Raw genomic sequence first — 14,690 nt, 5'->3', positions numbered from 1 at the left:
CTTCTTTTGATATAAATTTATTTCTCTATTATAAGATTTTAACTTTTGTTAGTTATATCTGCTGGTTTTGCTTTCCAACGTTCTTTGTTATGTTCAATCCAATTTGGATCAATCTTTGCAGTTTCTAGATCCAATACTTTAAAAATATCATCTGCTACCCTTGGAGATTCATATATTGTCGATACAGCATCAATCATTCCTATACCATATTTCTGTAATAGAAGTGCAGCTAGTCTAGGAGTTTCGGCCCCCCTAGCTACATCATTTCTTCTTCCATTTGCATACTCTCTTATTTTCTTGATGAGCATTTCTATAATAATCTTTTGTTCCATTTTTTATTTCCTCCGACTACAGACTTTTTAGGATTAAGAGTATTGATACACATAACTTACAACTCATTTGTATTCCAATTATATAAGACACTATCCGCTTCTTCAGTCTCGTTACAATTAACATAAATATATTTCATTCCATCATCACTATAATAAATAAGTACCGGATGATCTCTTGTATCATAATTAATATACCCTAAGAATGACAACCATTGTTCATCAATATATTCATATAACCATTCGAAAAATAGTTTTATTTCACCAGTTTCACGAAAGAAGGATGTAACTGATAGATGCCAGGCCAAATTATTTTTCTCAAATGATGTACAATTCTTAACTATTCTCCCATTGTCTGAGTTGGCTGATAACATAGAAGACCATCTAGATGTTGTAAAAAAATCATGTTCAGGTAGAGAAATTGGTTTATCTAAGTTTTCAATCATATAACGTATGATATTTATTACTTCGTTAGGTATATTCTTTTTTAATTTTACTCGAAAATGTAATTCCGTAAAATCTGCCATTTTTAACTCCTTTCAAACAAATCCTAAGTATTAATGGATGGATGAATTTATATTTATTCATTTATTAGATCCTTTGCTCTCCGTATCCTTTTTTTATCTTAACTCTCTCTTAATTATTAAGTGATAAAATGAGCAACTACGACCGTACTCTCAATCAAATTTTCATCGATACCTTCATCTATATTAAACATTACTTCTTTCCCTTTCAGATTCATAATATGTTGAACTTTATTTTTACCTTTACCTACTACAATATCTGATAAATATATAATATTGTGAAAAGCGAACACTAATATCTCTTTGTCGCTATGACTACAGTAGACAGAACCTAGTTTTTGTAAATCATCACTTTTTATATATTTTTCTATAAGTTTTAATGACTTTTTTAACTTTTTATAACAACTTCCATTTTCAACCTTCGAAATGTTTATCTCAATTGTACGACTATGAATAACAAATCCCATTTTTTGCTCTGAAGACATATAATTACTAAGGTTAGAAAATACATCAAACACCCTAGTTGCTAATTTAGTAAATTTCTTTTCACTAACTTTATTCTCGTCTAATCTAACTGTTAAATTCACCTTTAGGTAGTTCATTTTATCCTCCTACTATATGCACTCTATAGGAATGCTTGTCCATCGACATAAATAAAAGAGAGTTTAAATAAATATATAAACTCTCTCTTTAATTAACTTTCATCAACAAGACTATAAATCTCCTCGTAAAATTACTTATTCACTATATTCAATTATACAACATTTTCAATAGTGGGATTAAATTATCCGTAAATAATTCATCATGAAGTAATCCCCTATTTCTAATTTTTTTAGATATTTACCCATTAGGTTCTATGATAATTACAATTAACTTGCAACAATACTTACTATTTTGTTTGCCTTATGACTAATCGTAGAATAGTATACTTCCAACCCTCTTCTTTCTGCTTGAACAATTTTGTTACTTTTTAATTTTGTTAAATGCTGTGATATCGTTGATTGCGGAAGATCTAAAAGCCCAACTAATTCCGTAACATTTGTTTTTCCATTCTTAGTAAGATGACTAACAATTTGAATTCTGACTGGATGTGACATTACTTTTATTAATTCGATATCATCTGTTTTTACCTCTAATACATTACTCATAGTAAACAATCTCCTTTAAATGTTTATTTTATTCTTAATAAATTGTTTTATAGATATAATTATTTAACTTGTTATTTTATAATTGACGATACACTTTTATAGCAACTGACATTTGCATAACATACATATATATATTAAAACTTGCACTTCTATTATCATCAATCATTAATTCATTAAACTTATTTATTCCTAATACCTTATGCTTAGTAATTTCACCAATATTTTTTTCAAAGTGAGAACCTTTCTCCCAAACAATAAAGATAAGTTCTCCTTTTTCTAATTTATAAAAATCCTCTTTAGTAATTAATAGTTGAAGATTATTTTTATGCTTTTGGAGGAATTTATGATCCAATTCTTTTTGTTCCAAAGTATCCACCGCCCTACATATAATACCTTTATTATAGCCGATAGAATACCTTTAAGCTTTTAAAAACAATTCATCTTTCTAAATATAGTTTTTCTTTATTAGCTTTTTTATATTAAAGTTAATCCCCCCATATTTATGCTTTTAAAAGTGGAGGAATTAACAGCCTGTAAACAACATCATTTTTGTGAAACTTGATTTAACTATTTATCTAACTGATTTTTTTGCTTTTTTTGGTTTTGTTTTTATGTATCCGATTAAGGCAATTGGTACTAAAATCCCACCCAATACGTAATTCCAATAAGCTTGTAAAAAATCCATTATTATTTTCCCCTTTCAAATACCTGATTTAATAATTTTTTATGGTAGATCTTGTGATTTTTCTTTTATGATTAAAACATTTCTTTTACAATTTCCAAGAATATATTTTTTATCTAAATGTAAAACATCCGAGCATTTTACATTCCAAAATATATTACCTAATTTAGCTATTCCTTGATGTTCGTTATCTTTAATGATTTCGGTAAGTTCTATATCTTTTTTTATATAAGAATTACCTTTTTTCAAATGCCTTTTTATATAGAAGTTCTTAATTAATAACGGCTTTAAGAACATTACTTCTAATAACGAAAAAACAATATATACTGCTAAAGTGTATTTCAAGGAATTTAAGGTAAAGAAACTCACTCCAGCTATAGATATACTAATTCCAACCAAAAAAGTAGTTACTCTTTTTGATGCATATCCCGTTATAGCTATCACACACCCAATTCCAAATAAAATAAGTCCTGTATGTATAGCTTTCTCCCCCTTTCTCAAAAGAAGAGACTTTATTTAAATTCCGACAGTTCATATATAAAGGTCGTTTAAAGCGTTATTTTTATTATTTTGGTCTGTTTATAGTCTGAAAGAATGTAACCATACACATAGAATAATGATATTATATGTTTTTTTGATGTACTCTTTTATTTGGTCTTATAAAATAAGTCCATCCATTCTTTCATTTTATATAATCTTTGTTGTTTGTATTTTATATTTTTTCTTCGTTACTTACTTAGAAATCTTCTTATGTTGGATTCTTATTTTTGAATGAAATGATATTCTTTATTACAAAATGCATTTCTTTTATTTTTGAAATATATATCTTATCCATACAATCCCTCCTTCATGATTAAATTATAACCGCTTTAAAGATTTCGCTCTTTTTAAAATCGATATAGGTGTTTTCCTAACTATTTATGTAATATACTCATTCTTCATCTAGATTTTAAGTCTTTTTCAAAAAAAAATAATTTTTTTTTTGAAAAGTTACCCACCTTCGAAATTATTTCAAATTATGTACAAGTTTCTCAGCTGTCCTTAAAAAATTACTTTTACCAAATCCGTCCACCGAATCAAAAGGTATATTTAATTCCTTACATACTGAAACAGCAAGATTTGTAGCTGCATGTGAAACATAACTTTTTGTAAAAACAACAACGTCACCTACACTTAGTCTGGATCTTACTGTTTTCCTTCTTGATTTCCCTTGCTTTCCACTAATACAAATGAGTTTCCCACCCCGTTTTTCTACAGATTCTCTAAATTCTGCCTCTTCCGGTTCCATTCCAACCATTACTATAGTTAACCCTTTAAATACTTTATTGAAATTATTGCTATTCATCTTACTTTTAGATTTCTTATATGTTCTACTTTCTTGATTTTTATTTGTGTCTTTGTTTATTTGATACTTAATACAAATTTTCTTTGTACTTTGAAGTTGATTCCTTTGAAACGATAAATCTATTACATCACCTTTTTTTACTTCTAAAGAACGAATATCTCTTAGTGGTAAAATTATTGTTTGTGGGACTCCATTTAGTTTTATGTCTTTTCCATTTACCGTCTGACGTATGCACAAGCACTTGATATCGATTTCTACATCTACCACGGCCTTTTTAATCTTTACTAATCCATTACTAAATTGCATCGTAAATCTCCCCTATCCCTTTAATTACGTGAAATTCTATTATCTTGTTCTTTTAAAACGCTTATTTTTCCATCTTTTCCTTCTGACACATGGACCTGTTTATTATTAATAATGGTCACATAATCAATTGATTTTTCAAAATCACCATCACCTATTAAATCCATCAAGCTTCTATACAAAGTAATAAATTCATCTATATTTTCCTTATTGATTTGTTCAAATCCCGCAGCTCTAATTTGAAATAGTTCAAGCATAGGTGAAGTATTATGTTTTTGCATTTCATGTATTGTTTTGTAGAAATCCATAAAACATTTCAAAATGGCCTTATCCGTATACTGTGAACGATTATCTTCAATATTTTTCAGAATCTCATTTTGTTTTTCAATCCATTTACCGTGTTCATTATTATGTTTATGCTCCATAATGTTGTAGCTCCATTCTTATAAAACAAGCCGCATTTAAAGCGGCTTATTAATTAATATTTAAATGTATTTGGTAGTTCAATAGTTGATATATTATGTTTATAAATTAATTGATTTTGGAATACCTGTTTGTCCCCTATCTGCTTTTCATTAGATGGCGCTTTAGTTGATACCAATATACAAAAATCATCATAAGCAACGATCTTCCCTTCAATACGAAAACCATTGTTCAATATAAAATTCACTTTACTATTTTTGCCTTTAACATTCTCTATTACTTTATTTTGTACTGTTTGATTAGCCATAATTTCAATTCCTTTCTGTCGGTTGCTATGTTCAATTTAAAGTCTATCATGGCCTTTTTTTTCTCGCTTTTTTAAATTCTGTTTCATAATTTACATACTTAAAAGTAAATATCTATATAAAAAAGACCTTTTGGGTTAAAAAGTATCTGCTAAACTTTTTAACCCAAAAGGTCTTCTTATTAATTACATCTACGCGCTTAGTAATACATAAATTATATCATAAATTAGCTAATTAAAAAGAGAGTCTCTTATACAAAAGACTCTCTTTTTTGCTTAGAATAATATTTCTTTAAAATGTAACGTTAACTTTTTTATATACACACTTATCGAATTATGCCTTGTAGCCAATAAGTTTAAAAATTTCCAATAAAAGCAGACCGCGATAAAGGCCTGGAAAATGTTCTTCTCCATAATAAATAAACAGTTCCTTACTTTCCTCTTTGTAACCTATTTGTATACCTAAGTGTGTTGGTAATTGATTTAATGTTTTTTTATCTTCGAATTCAATATTGTGAATTACCTCTACTACCTTATGGGATGACTCGCTTAATATTTGTTTTAGTTTTTCATAAGGAATATTGAATAACTCACTAATTTCTATTGTTCTTATTTTATTATCTTCTTTAGAATCTAACTTTACTATTTCTGTTTTGCATTCCATGTGATTAATTATAAAGTCGCTCCATTCTTGAAAAATAGCCTCTAAAGAACAAGGAACGCCATATATTTCTTCAAAGTGATCTCTTTCAAAATCAAACTCACATTCTAAACCACAACTATGAAACCTCATCTGAGTTATCTCATTTTGATAATAGTTATAATTTATATTGACGGCATCTGTTTTTTCTTTAATATGGTTTAAGGTATCATTAACTATATTAAGATCTAAACTCTGAAGTGGCTCGATATCTTCCTGCTGCTGAAATATTGAAATAATCTCCTTTGTTGTTAACATTTCTTTATCTAATGTAATCGCATATTTGTTTTTCATAATAAAATCTCCCCTATTTTACTAAATTTTTCCCTAGTTATTTAGAATTTCCTCCTCACAATCTGTACAGCAGTCTAAAATTATGTAACCGCAGACCACTTTTGTATCATGAGAATCAGATTTTTCACCACAAAAAGTACATCGATTTGTTATTACCTCTGTAACATCAATGTTTAAATATTTTTTGACACTTAGCCAAAATTCTTCGTCATCAGCAATGTCTATTTTCAATTCATCTTCCCAGGACTTTATAGAATTTTCTAGGTATTCTTCAACTATAGATTTAATATCCTCTTGCCCACTTACTTTACAACCAAGAATACTTTCCCATCTTTTAATACTCTCCTCACTTTCGAAAATCTCTTCGATCAAGCATTCTTCAGAAAATGAATCTGAATGTACAAAGACAGAAAAATCCTCAAATTCGCTTTGTTCTACTAACTCTAAACATGGTGTCCATCCATGTTTTTCTGGCGATTTTTGAAATAGCATCTCTTGAAGTACTTGCATAACTTGATAACTATCCCCTTTTAAAATTAATTCTTGTGTACTTAAATCAATCATTTTTAACATAACCATTCTCCTAACTTTGTAATTTTTTATAACAAAAAAGACACCCAAATATATAGTGTCTTGTTCTCTCTATAGATTCTTTAAGTCAACAAGGAACATTTCAAACAATAATTGTTTATCTGCTCCTGTTTTAAATTCATAGTCCATTTGTGACATTCGATGAAGTATTTGCTGTATTGTAGTTTCATGAAATCCTCTGGCTTGATTCGCTATAACTTTTGCGGCATATGGTTGTACTCCCAATAATGAGGCTAATTGTTTTTGCTCAGCACCATCATGTAAATGCGCTTTAACCTCTAGCATTCTAGAAAATTGCTTAGAAATCATTGCTGCAATAGCTATCGTTTCAACTTTTTGTATAATTAGCTCTTTATAAAATGAATGAGCTTCTGCATAAAGTTTTTTTCCAATCTTTTCAATAATAATGAATACGTTCTGTTCTAAAGTCTTTTTTACTAAGAGGTGTATTACTTCTGTACCCACCTTACGCTTTTCACCGACATACATAGCTATTTTTTGTAATTCGCTGGATAACATCTGTAAATTAGAACCAACCATCATATATAGATGTTCTATAGCTTCAGAACTTAATTCTATATTTAGATTTTGTGACTCTTCTTTTATCCATCTCTTAGCTTCTATACTTTTTAAAACTGCAGCTTCAATAATTATTGCCTTTTCTTTTAATAACTTTACTATCTTCTTACGTTGATCTAATTTTTCATACGGTACTACTAAAATTAAATCTGTATCCTCGTTAGGACTTTCAATATATTTTTGTAAAATATCCATATCATGTTCATCTTTTTTCATTTTCTGTCCCGTTAGAAACAGAGCATTCTTAACAACTACTTTTTTAGGTCCCATCATTAAAGAAAACATCTCTGCATCTTCTATAGCAACTTGAACTGTAGTTTCATCACAATCATAAATATTAACGGAAAAATCAATATTATCGCTTTCTAGGTCTTTATTTATAATCTTTGTTAATTCCTTATCAATTGTATATTGCTCTAATCCATAAATTACAAATAAACCCATTTTCATCTCTCCCTATCTAGATTTATTAAAATGAACATACAAATTTCACAATAAAAAAACCCTCTGAGAACTTGTTTGATATAAATATCGTTCAAGAACCCAAAAGGTTTAAGTTTTTTGTATGTTAATTAAAAGTAGCTAAATTATTTATAAACTTATTATAACATAATATAAGTAATTATAAATAAGCTTGTTATCTTATATTATAGTCATTAAGCTAGTTCATCAAAGAGACTTAACTGCACCATCTTACCACGAAAGCTTTCATTGGTAATAATTATATCTGATGATGGTAATAGCCTATTTTTCTTTACTATTTTCAAATTTAATTCTTCTTTTATAGATTTTATATGCTTGTTTTTTAAAATCCTTTCAAAATAATTTCTAACCATATTCATATATTCTTCATCATCAATTGGATATTCTTGTCTATTCATATAATCATTATGTGATTTTAATAGAGAATTATTTACACCCTTTAGTATTCCATAATAAACTTCAAAGGATCTTGCAAAAACCTCTGCTTTCTCTAAATAATAACTTAATGGTTTCTCACCTATTTTAAATTTTTTATAATCTTTTATATTACCTACTTTATTAACTAAATTTCTTCTATACAGGTCATAAACAGCTTTAAATTCTATTGATTCACTTAATTGATTTTCTTCTTCCTCAAAATCAATTAAATGTCCTAATTCATGTAGGAAGCTAGAAATTCCTCCTCGATCTATAATTAAGCATCCTATCGGTTTAGGATAAAATAACCCAGATGCTTTATGATGTAAGATTCTCTTAATTTTAAAAGATATATTCTTTTCAATACTATTTGGTATATAGACTTCACTAGATAATTTAATAAATTCGTCCTCAAGCTCACGAAATTCCTTTAAATCAACAATATTATCTAACTCTACTGATGAAAAACGCTTTAAAAAAACATTGTTTTTCATTACAAATTGATGCTCTTTAGTAATATGCTTTTTTTCTTGAAACGATTTTGCATACGCTGTTAGACTATCATGATATCTCTTTGATTTTATATGAATTTGTTCACTTTCTAATATAAATTCCTTAATCATTAAACGTAAAATTTCATTAGTATTAATATTAATTACTTTACCATTAACTATTTCTAATTTTAATTTACCAACTATATTATTTAACTGCTCATCTTCACACTTCTTATAATCTTCAACTATCAATTCTTTATAAAATCTATTAATCTGGTTAATGACTAAAGATGCATCTTTTTCATTTTTTGGCACCCGTAATACTTTTGTATCTTTACAATAATAATTTTCTACATATTTATTTATCATTTTAAATTCAAACACCTGCGTGTTTTTAATTGTGTATTCATTTATAACACTTAGCAAAAACATAGATGCCATTTCTGCAGCAAGAGATCTTATAGAGAATTTATCTTTACTTCTGCCTATTAAATAATGATTTTTTCTACATCCCAATTTCGTGTTATATTCTACAGTTGGTGGAACGTTAACCTTTGCAACGGTTAAAAATTCACTAGATTCCTCTTTTCCTTCTTTTAAAATTGTTTTTCTTATAATTAAGGGTAGAAGTTCCTTTATTTTTGGATAATAATCACTTCTTGTACCTTTCCCTTCTTTTATTTTTAAGACAAGATATAGTAATTTCGACATATATTCTTTATCACATTCAACAAATGTTTGTTCGCTAATCTCTTCAATTTCAATGGATTTTTCAATTTTCTTCATTGGTATTGTATTTAGGATCTTTTGTACATCATCAATTGTTTTACACTCTTTTAATAGTGAATGGTATTTTCTCTTTATTGCGCTTAATGTTTTATTTATTAATTGCCCCTTTGGTAAAAAATCTATATTACCTACAGAATTTATATTTACCTTTGCCATAAATTTATTAATACCTTTTTCATCAAATGATTTTTCTATGATCTTTTCTACAGATTCAATTCGTTTCATGCTTATTTCCTCCTAAAAAAATAAAGAGGTTTCTAAAAACGTCTCTTTATTTCTCTCATTAATTTATTTTTTTCGCATATCTTTGGCCTATTAATACGTCTTTTTCCTTAATATTTATTCATAGCAACAGAATAAGATTTGATTTAAATCATATAAAGTAAGCTCCTCAAACTGCTTTTTCATGTTATTTATTGATTTAAGCTTTGACAGTGTAATTGAGTACCCACTTGATTCATTTGAAAATTTATTCCCTTTCATAACAATTTCTATCAAATCAGATTCTAATTGCTTAAAAGTTACTGCATCAAAAGGATACGCTTCTCTATCTACCAAAATTGTGTATGCCATGTCTAATTTCATCTCATTTACTTTTAAACTGTGTAAAGTAAATGAGATTACTTCTTTCACTACACAATCATCTGCTTCAAATTGAATTATTGCATCATCATATACACTTTTATAATCATTAGGTATAAAATATCTTAGCTCTCTTAAACCATTTCTAGTTACCTGAATTTGATATCCAATCTCCTTACTTGTATCGATATGTATATAAGGATCACCATTAACCTGATTATTTGTTTTTCTAGTTCCTCTAATTAAAATATACATTTCATAGGAGATATCAATTAAATCTGTTAAAGGAATCATTTCTAAATCTAAATCCAGGTCATTAATATTAGTATTACAATTATTAAAATAACTTGAATGATATCTAATGGCATTTATATCAAAGTGAAATTGAACTTTACCTAAACGGCCGCCATCCATAGTTACATATATCTCTCTTTTTAATCTACTAAAAGAAATAAGTGTAAATTCTAAGTTATATTCTTCTGTATATAGATTGTACGCTTCGTAAGCCGCTAAATCTCCAAGTAATAAATTTTCATTATTAACAAGCTCTATTTCTTCAATATCTATGCACACTCCGTTGAAAAATTGCCCTTTCATTTCTATTACATCTTTTTTCTCATTTATAAGTAAGTATTTATAAATGAGGCCTTTACTTCCTTGAATTAATAATTTATAACCTTTTGGTTCTGCATTATGCATATTATATATTCTCTCCTATTTTTTTATTTAATAAGTTTATTAAGATTCTCTGCTATACAAAAAGGTGATAAACATATGAAACTATGCTAATCACCTTAATTTTTATAATATTTTTTATGTAAATATTTTCGGCCCTAATTCTCCGGCTGCAACCAACCTGTTGTTAAAAGTTAGTATAACTTTTTTGTTAATTTCCTTTTTATTTATTATTCCTAGATGAATCAATTTATCTAAATGTTTTTTAAAATATCTTGGGCCACCATAACCACAAATTTCATAAAGTTCCTTATCCCCTGGTTGAATGACATTGTCTTTATTCATTACCCTTAATAGGTCAAATACAATTAATATTTCTCGTGTTTTAAGTGGATAATCATGTAATAGCATTATTAAAGTGCCTCCTTCATTACTTCAAAAGGATCACGGTCATCAAGTAAGAATTTTATATATACAGCTACTGGACCTTCTCCCATACGCTCTATCATAGATTGAAAACTTATACTCTCAAATGCAATTAAATTTCCATCTTTCTTTTTTCTAATTGTCCACCACTCATCACCTGCGTTAATTTGATTAACAAATAATAGATTCTGAAGTGCGAACCCTTGGCGTATTGACCAATTTCCTTGTTTCATATATTGAATGAATTGTTCTATACTATCACAATGAATTAAATTGAACTGATAATCTAATTCGGCTATTGCATCTTCTAAAGCTCCAGATCTAAGCCAAAGATTTTCTTCACATTTTTCAATCATCTCATTTAATGTAATCATGTTTTTATCCCCCATCATTTATTATTTAATTTATAGTCTTTTCATTTCATTTTCTCTAGAGAAATACAATATTGATATTTGTTCACCCTCATAAGGATATTCTTTTTCAGCATACTTTCGTATTTCGTTCAGATCCTCAAACAATATTTCGCTTTTTATACTGCGAAAATCGTTTACATGTACTTCTAATCCAGCCTTCATTCCCAATCTTTTCAAATCAATAAAGTTGGCATAGTATTTTTGTGAATTTTTTTCCTCTTCAATCCATTTAAAAGCAACAGAATTATTAGGAAAATACATTAATATACCTACCTTTTCTAAATTTTTGATATTAACATCCTGATCATACTGAAGGCAGGACACCAATACTTCACCACGATAAAATAGATCACCCTCTATATTAAATACATAACGTACGGCTTCTAATAAATCTTCACACTCAATTCTTTTATACCCACTATAAGCTCTTGACACTGTAAATTCTGGCATTTTAATTTCCTCCTAATTTTTTATAATAAAAAAAGAACCATGTTTAATTCACGGTTCTTCACTCTACTTATTGAAGGGGGCTATTCACAATTAAGTTTTCTATTGTCATAGTTTTGTATGCTAATTCAACATCAGCAAAATCTATTTCCCCTGGATTTACTCTTTCTAGTTTACTGTAATGCTCCATAATCAGTTGATCACGAAAATTAAAATTCAGCTCATTACATACTGTACAGATATTCGCTGGAACATTCGTAAAAATTAATTCATCCTTTTTAACATTAGTTTTGATTTCTTTCCTAGTACATTCAGTACAAGTCATTGTTGTCCTCCTCAAATATGTTTGAGTTTAGCTTAACATACAATGTTCTCCTCAAGTAATCCTTTATCATAGGCAACGTTTTGTAGTCTTGGTGTTATACCTTCGTACCCTGTTACTACACAAAATGATTGCTTAGACTTTATTGCAACACCTACTGTTAAAATTCTCCCTGAGGATGTTTTACCAATGATTGAACGAACAGGATCTGAATTACAATAACCTGGATACTTCGCTACATCAAATCCTTCTACTATGTCTCCATATAATATAATTTCGGCTACTTCCATTAAAGATATATCTCTTTGCAGCATTCTATCTTTAAAAAAATGTTCTGAGACTATAAAACCGGTATTTGTTCTAAGTGCATTTCTCATTTCTCTTATTTCATCTTCCCAAAAAATTTTTAAGTGAATCACTTAAATTCCCCCTAAATAAGACAATAAAAAAAGCGCCTTTGAACGATTATTTCACTATACACAAAGTAAGTGTTCATAATCGCCAAAGGCGCTAATTATTGTTATAAGTAATAAAATTAAAATTAAAGTTGAATATTTCATATTATAACAAGATTATCCTATTTTATAAAGAGGAATAATACTCTTGAAAACTATTTATTTTTTTTGATGACAATCTTTGCTTCATCTTCTCGATTGCTTTTTTTTCAATTTGTTGAACTCTCTCTCTAGTAACCCCAAGTATACGCGCAGTATCTTCTAGTGTTAATTCTATTCCATCATCAAATCCAAAACGATATCTAAGTACACTTTCTTCTCTAGGGTTTAAAGTTACAAACATCAATTCATCAAATTCAAATTTTTCTTCTTCGGTAGCCATAACCTCACTAGGATTAGGTGCATTTTTATTAGCTAAAATTGCTAATGTAGATTGTTGCCTATCTAAAAGTGTTTTTTCATTTTGTACGTCATCTTCTATAGATATTGTATTAGTAATCCTATCCGTAACTAAGGCGTCAATCACAATAGACTCTTTATAACCTAGCCTTTCAGCAACTTCCATTGTAGTTAAGTTTGTTCCTTTTTCACCCATATTTTCATAATAGCAATTTTTAACTTCTGTTATTTTTTTTTGCATTGTAGTAGCTACACGAACATCACTTCTATTAATTGAGAGATATTTTGAAATTCTCTGCCTGATCCACCATGTAATATATGTACTTAATTTATTACCTTTAGTATAATCATAATCTTCTAATCCCTTCATTAATCCAATAGTACCTTCCTGAATCATTTCCATTAAATCGCAATTTCCATAACAAGGGAATGATTTAGCTACAGATACAACCAATCTTAAGTTAGAACAAATTAATAACTCCCTCGAATCTATATCGCCTTTCTCTTTATATTTAATAATATGCTCCATACTCTGTTCATCCGTTAATATATCGTAGTTACATATTTCATTTAGATATTTTCCTATTTCACTTGAATTTCTTTTATTAAATAACACCTTTTTTTACACTCCTTTGCGCAAAAAAAAGAAAACCCCTAATAAAAGCAGCTCACTGAAGGCTACAAATATTAGGGGTTTTCCCTTTGCATAAATTTATTCAATTGTTATTACAGTCCGTTCAAAGATATTAATTTTCTACAATTATCTTAACACATTAATATTAATTTTCAACTATTTCTTTAATTTTCGATAGCTATTACAAAATCACTATTAAAAAAACTAAATGAAATACTTATAATATGCAAAATGAGTAGAAAGGAGTGTTGTAATGAGTGTAAATAAAATTCTATCTAACAAGAGATTCTACATCTTATTACTTTGTACATGCTTAATATACATTTTTATAAAGCATTTCGTTTTAACTGTCTATTTAACAAATGGGGAGAGTATGAAACCTAATATTCAATCTGGGGATCCATTAATTGTTTCGCGGCTTAGCCATAAAATAATTGGATTTGAACGATTTGATTTAATAATGCTTAAAAATCCGAAGCAAAATAAAACATTTGTAAAAAGAGTAATTGGTTTACCCGGTGAAAAAATAGAGTATAAGAATGATACACTGTACGTTAATAATAAACAGGTACAGGAACCTTTTATTATTGACCAAAAAAACAACCCAGCAAAATATAAAAATAAAATACAAGAACCCCAAATTGATAAAGAAAAATTAAGTAGCAATGAAAGAGAAGATCTTAATATTTATTTAAAAGGATTAGAATCTCCCTTCTACACTTTGGATTTCACCTTAAAGGAATTACTTCAAATTGAATACATACCTAAGGGGTTTCTTTTTGTACTTGGAGACAATAGACCTATTAGTGACGATAGCAGGTACAGTGACTTTGGTTTAATTCCGATTCATAATGTACAGGGCAAAGTACTTTTCAATGTATCAAATTTCATTAAATAATACTGGTGAAGTTTTTTATCATATTAATTGATAG

Annotated in this window: 21 protein-coding genes; 1 reads left to right on the top strand and 20 read right to left on the bottom strand. The window is 28.1% G+C overall.

What is annotated here, in order from left to right; all coding sequences use genetic code 11:
• Window positions 1-38: 38 nt before the first annotated feature.
• The 20 genes from BCG9842_RS27675 to BCG9842_RS27580 form a co-directional block, all read right to left on the bottom strand.
• Window positions 39-332: a hypothetical protein gene (locus BCG9842_RS27675; protein ID WP_000435652.1), complete on the bottom strand. Its 294-nt coding sequence runs from the start codon at window positions 330-332 to the stop codon at window positions 39-41.
• A 56-nt stretch (window positions 333-388) separates the two neighbouring features.
• Window positions 389-856, bottom strand: coding sequence for a hypothetical protein (locus BCG9842_RS27670; RefSeq protein ID WP_000763133.1), 468 nt, complete (start codon window positions 854-856; stop codon window positions 389-391).
• Window positions 857-972: 116 nt separating this feature from the next.
• Window positions 973-1,455: a hypothetical protein gene (locus tag BCG9842_RS27665; RefSeq protein WP_001108437.1), complete on the bottom strand. Its 483-nt coding sequence runs from the start codon at window positions 1,453-1,455 to the stop codon at window positions 973-975.
• 267 nt (window positions 1,456-1,722) lie between these two features.
• On the bottom strand, window positions 1,723-2,001 hold the full coding sequence (locus tag BCG9842_RS27660) for an ArsR/SmtB family transcription factor (protein WP_000073186.1): 279 nt from the start codon (window positions 1,999-2,001) through the stop codon (window positions 1,723-1,725).
• A gap of 76 nt (window positions 2,002-2,077) precedes the next feature.
• Entirely contained in the window at window positions 2,078-2,377 is a 300-nt protein-coding gene (locus BCG9842_RS27655; RefSeq protein ID WP_041488192.1) for a hypothetical protein, read from the bottom strand.
• A 348-nt stretch (window positions 2,378-2,725) separates the two neighbouring features.
• Complete coding sequence (locus tag BCG9842_RS27650; protein ID WP_041488197.1) at window positions 2,726-3,127, bottom strand: hypothetical protein; 402 nt, start codon at window positions 3,125-3,127, stop codon at window positions 2,726-2,728.
• Between the two features lie 562 nt (window positions 3,128-3,689).
• Window positions 3,690-4,334, bottom strand: a complete 645-nt coding sequence (locus tag BCG9842_RS27645) for a DUF2325 domain-containing protein (RefSeq protein ID WP_001160692.1) — start codon at window positions 4,332-4,334, stop codon at window positions 3,690-3,692.
• A gap of 20 nt (window positions 4,335-4,354) precedes the next feature.
• A complete protein-coding gene (locus tag BCG9842_RS27640) occupies window positions 4,355-4,756 on the bottom strand; it encodes a hypothetical protein (RefSeq protein ID WP_000400310.1) in 402 nt (133 codons plus the stop codon).
• A 53-nt stretch (window positions 4,757-4,809) separates the two neighbouring features.
• Entirely contained in the window at window positions 4,810-5,061 is a 252-nt protein-coding gene (locus BCG9842_RS27635; RefSeq protein ID WP_000013353.1) for an RNA chaperone Hfq, read from the bottom strand.
• A 331-nt stretch (window positions 5,062-5,392) separates the two neighbouring features.
• Window positions 5,393-6,052, bottom strand: coding sequence for a hypothetical protein (locus tag BCG9842_RS27630; RefSeq protein ID WP_000792532.1), 660 nt, complete (start codon window positions 6,050-6,052; stop codon window positions 5,393-5,395).
• 33 nt (window positions 6,053-6,085) lie between these two features.
• On the bottom strand, window positions 6,086-6,625 hold the full coding sequence (locus tag BCG9842_RS27625) for a hypothetical protein (protein ID WP_000916445.1): 540 nt from the start codon (window positions 6,623-6,625) through the stop codon (window positions 6,086-6,088).
• 69 nt (window positions 6,626-6,694) lie between these two features.
• A complete protein-coding gene (gene holA, locus BCG9842_RS27620) occupies window positions 6,695-7,666 on the bottom strand; it encodes a DNA polymerase III subunit delta (protein WP_000522663.1) in 972 nt (323 codons plus the stop codon).
• Between the two features lie 212 nt (window positions 7,667-7,878).
• Window positions 7,879-9,630, bottom strand: coding sequence for a hypothetical protein (locus BCG9842_RS27615; protein ID WP_000821023.1), 1,752 nt, complete (start codon window positions 9,628-9,630; stop codon window positions 7,879-7,881).
• 114 nt (window positions 9,631-9,744) lie between these two features.
• Window positions 9,745-10,686, bottom strand: coding sequence for a hypothetical protein (locus tag BCG9842_RS27610; RefSeq protein WP_000551207.1), 942 nt, complete (start codon window positions 10,684-10,686; stop codon window positions 9,745-9,747).
• Window positions 10,687-10,800: 114 nt separating this feature from the next.
• Window positions 10,801-11,073: a hypothetical protein gene (locus BCG9842_RS27605; RefSeq protein WP_000924269.1), complete on the bottom strand. Its 273-nt coding sequence runs from the start codon at window positions 11,071-11,073 to the stop codon at window positions 10,801-10,803.
• 2 nt (window positions 11,074-11,075) lie between these two features.
• The gene (locus BCG9842_RS27600) at window positions 11,076-11,462 is read right to left on the bottom strand and encodes a hypothetical protein (RefSeq protein ID WP_000631598.1); all 387 of its coding nucleotides are present in this window, start codon (window positions 11,460-11,462) and stop codon (window positions 11,076-11,078) included.
• A gap of 30 nt (window positions 11,463-11,492) precedes the next feature.
• Entirely contained in the window at window positions 11,493-11,951 is a 459-nt protein-coding gene (locus BCG9842_RS27595; protein ID WP_001113888.1) for a hypothetical protein, read from the bottom strand.
• A 67-nt stretch (window positions 11,952-12,018) separates the two neighbouring features.
• Window positions 12,019-12,273: a hypothetical protein gene (locus BCG9842_RS27590; RefSeq protein ID WP_000128516.1), complete on the bottom strand. Its 255-nt coding sequence runs from the start codon at window positions 12,271-12,273 to the stop codon at window positions 12,019-12,021.
• 32 nt (window positions 12,274-12,305) lie between these two features.
• Window positions 12,306-12,689, bottom strand: a complete 384-nt coding sequence (locus tag BCG9842_RS27585) for a DUF4258 domain-containing protein (RefSeq protein WP_000581555.1) — start codon at window positions 12,687-12,689, stop codon at window positions 12,306-12,308.
• Between the two features lie 163 nt (window positions 12,690-12,852).
• Complete coding sequence (locus tag BCG9842_RS27580; protein WP_000898367.1) at window positions 12,853-13,740, bottom strand: sigma-70 family RNA polymerase sigma factor; 888 nt, start codon at window positions 13,738-13,740, stop codon at window positions 12,853-12,855.
• A 271-nt stretch (window positions 13,741-14,011) separates the two neighbouring features.
• Here BCG9842_RS27580 and lepB point away from each other — a divergent pair, with 271 nt between their 5' ends.
• Window positions 14,012-14,656 (top strand): signal peptidase I, encoded by a 645-nt coding sequence (gene lepB / locus BCG9842_RS27575; protein WP_000115723.1) that lies wholly within the window; start codon window positions 14,012-14,014, stop codon window positions 14,654-14,656.
• The last annotated feature ends 34 nt before the right edge of the window (window positions 14,657-14,690 follow it).

It is taken from the genome of Bacillus cereus G9842, assembly GCF_000021305.1.
Classification (GTDB): domain Bacteria; phylum Bacillota; class Bacilli; order Bacillales; family Bacillaceae_G; genus Bacillus_A; species Bacillus_A thuringiensis_S.
The sequence above is the reverse complement of the archived record's forward strand: the minus strand, read 5'-3'. Positions and strand labels throughout refer to the sequence as shown.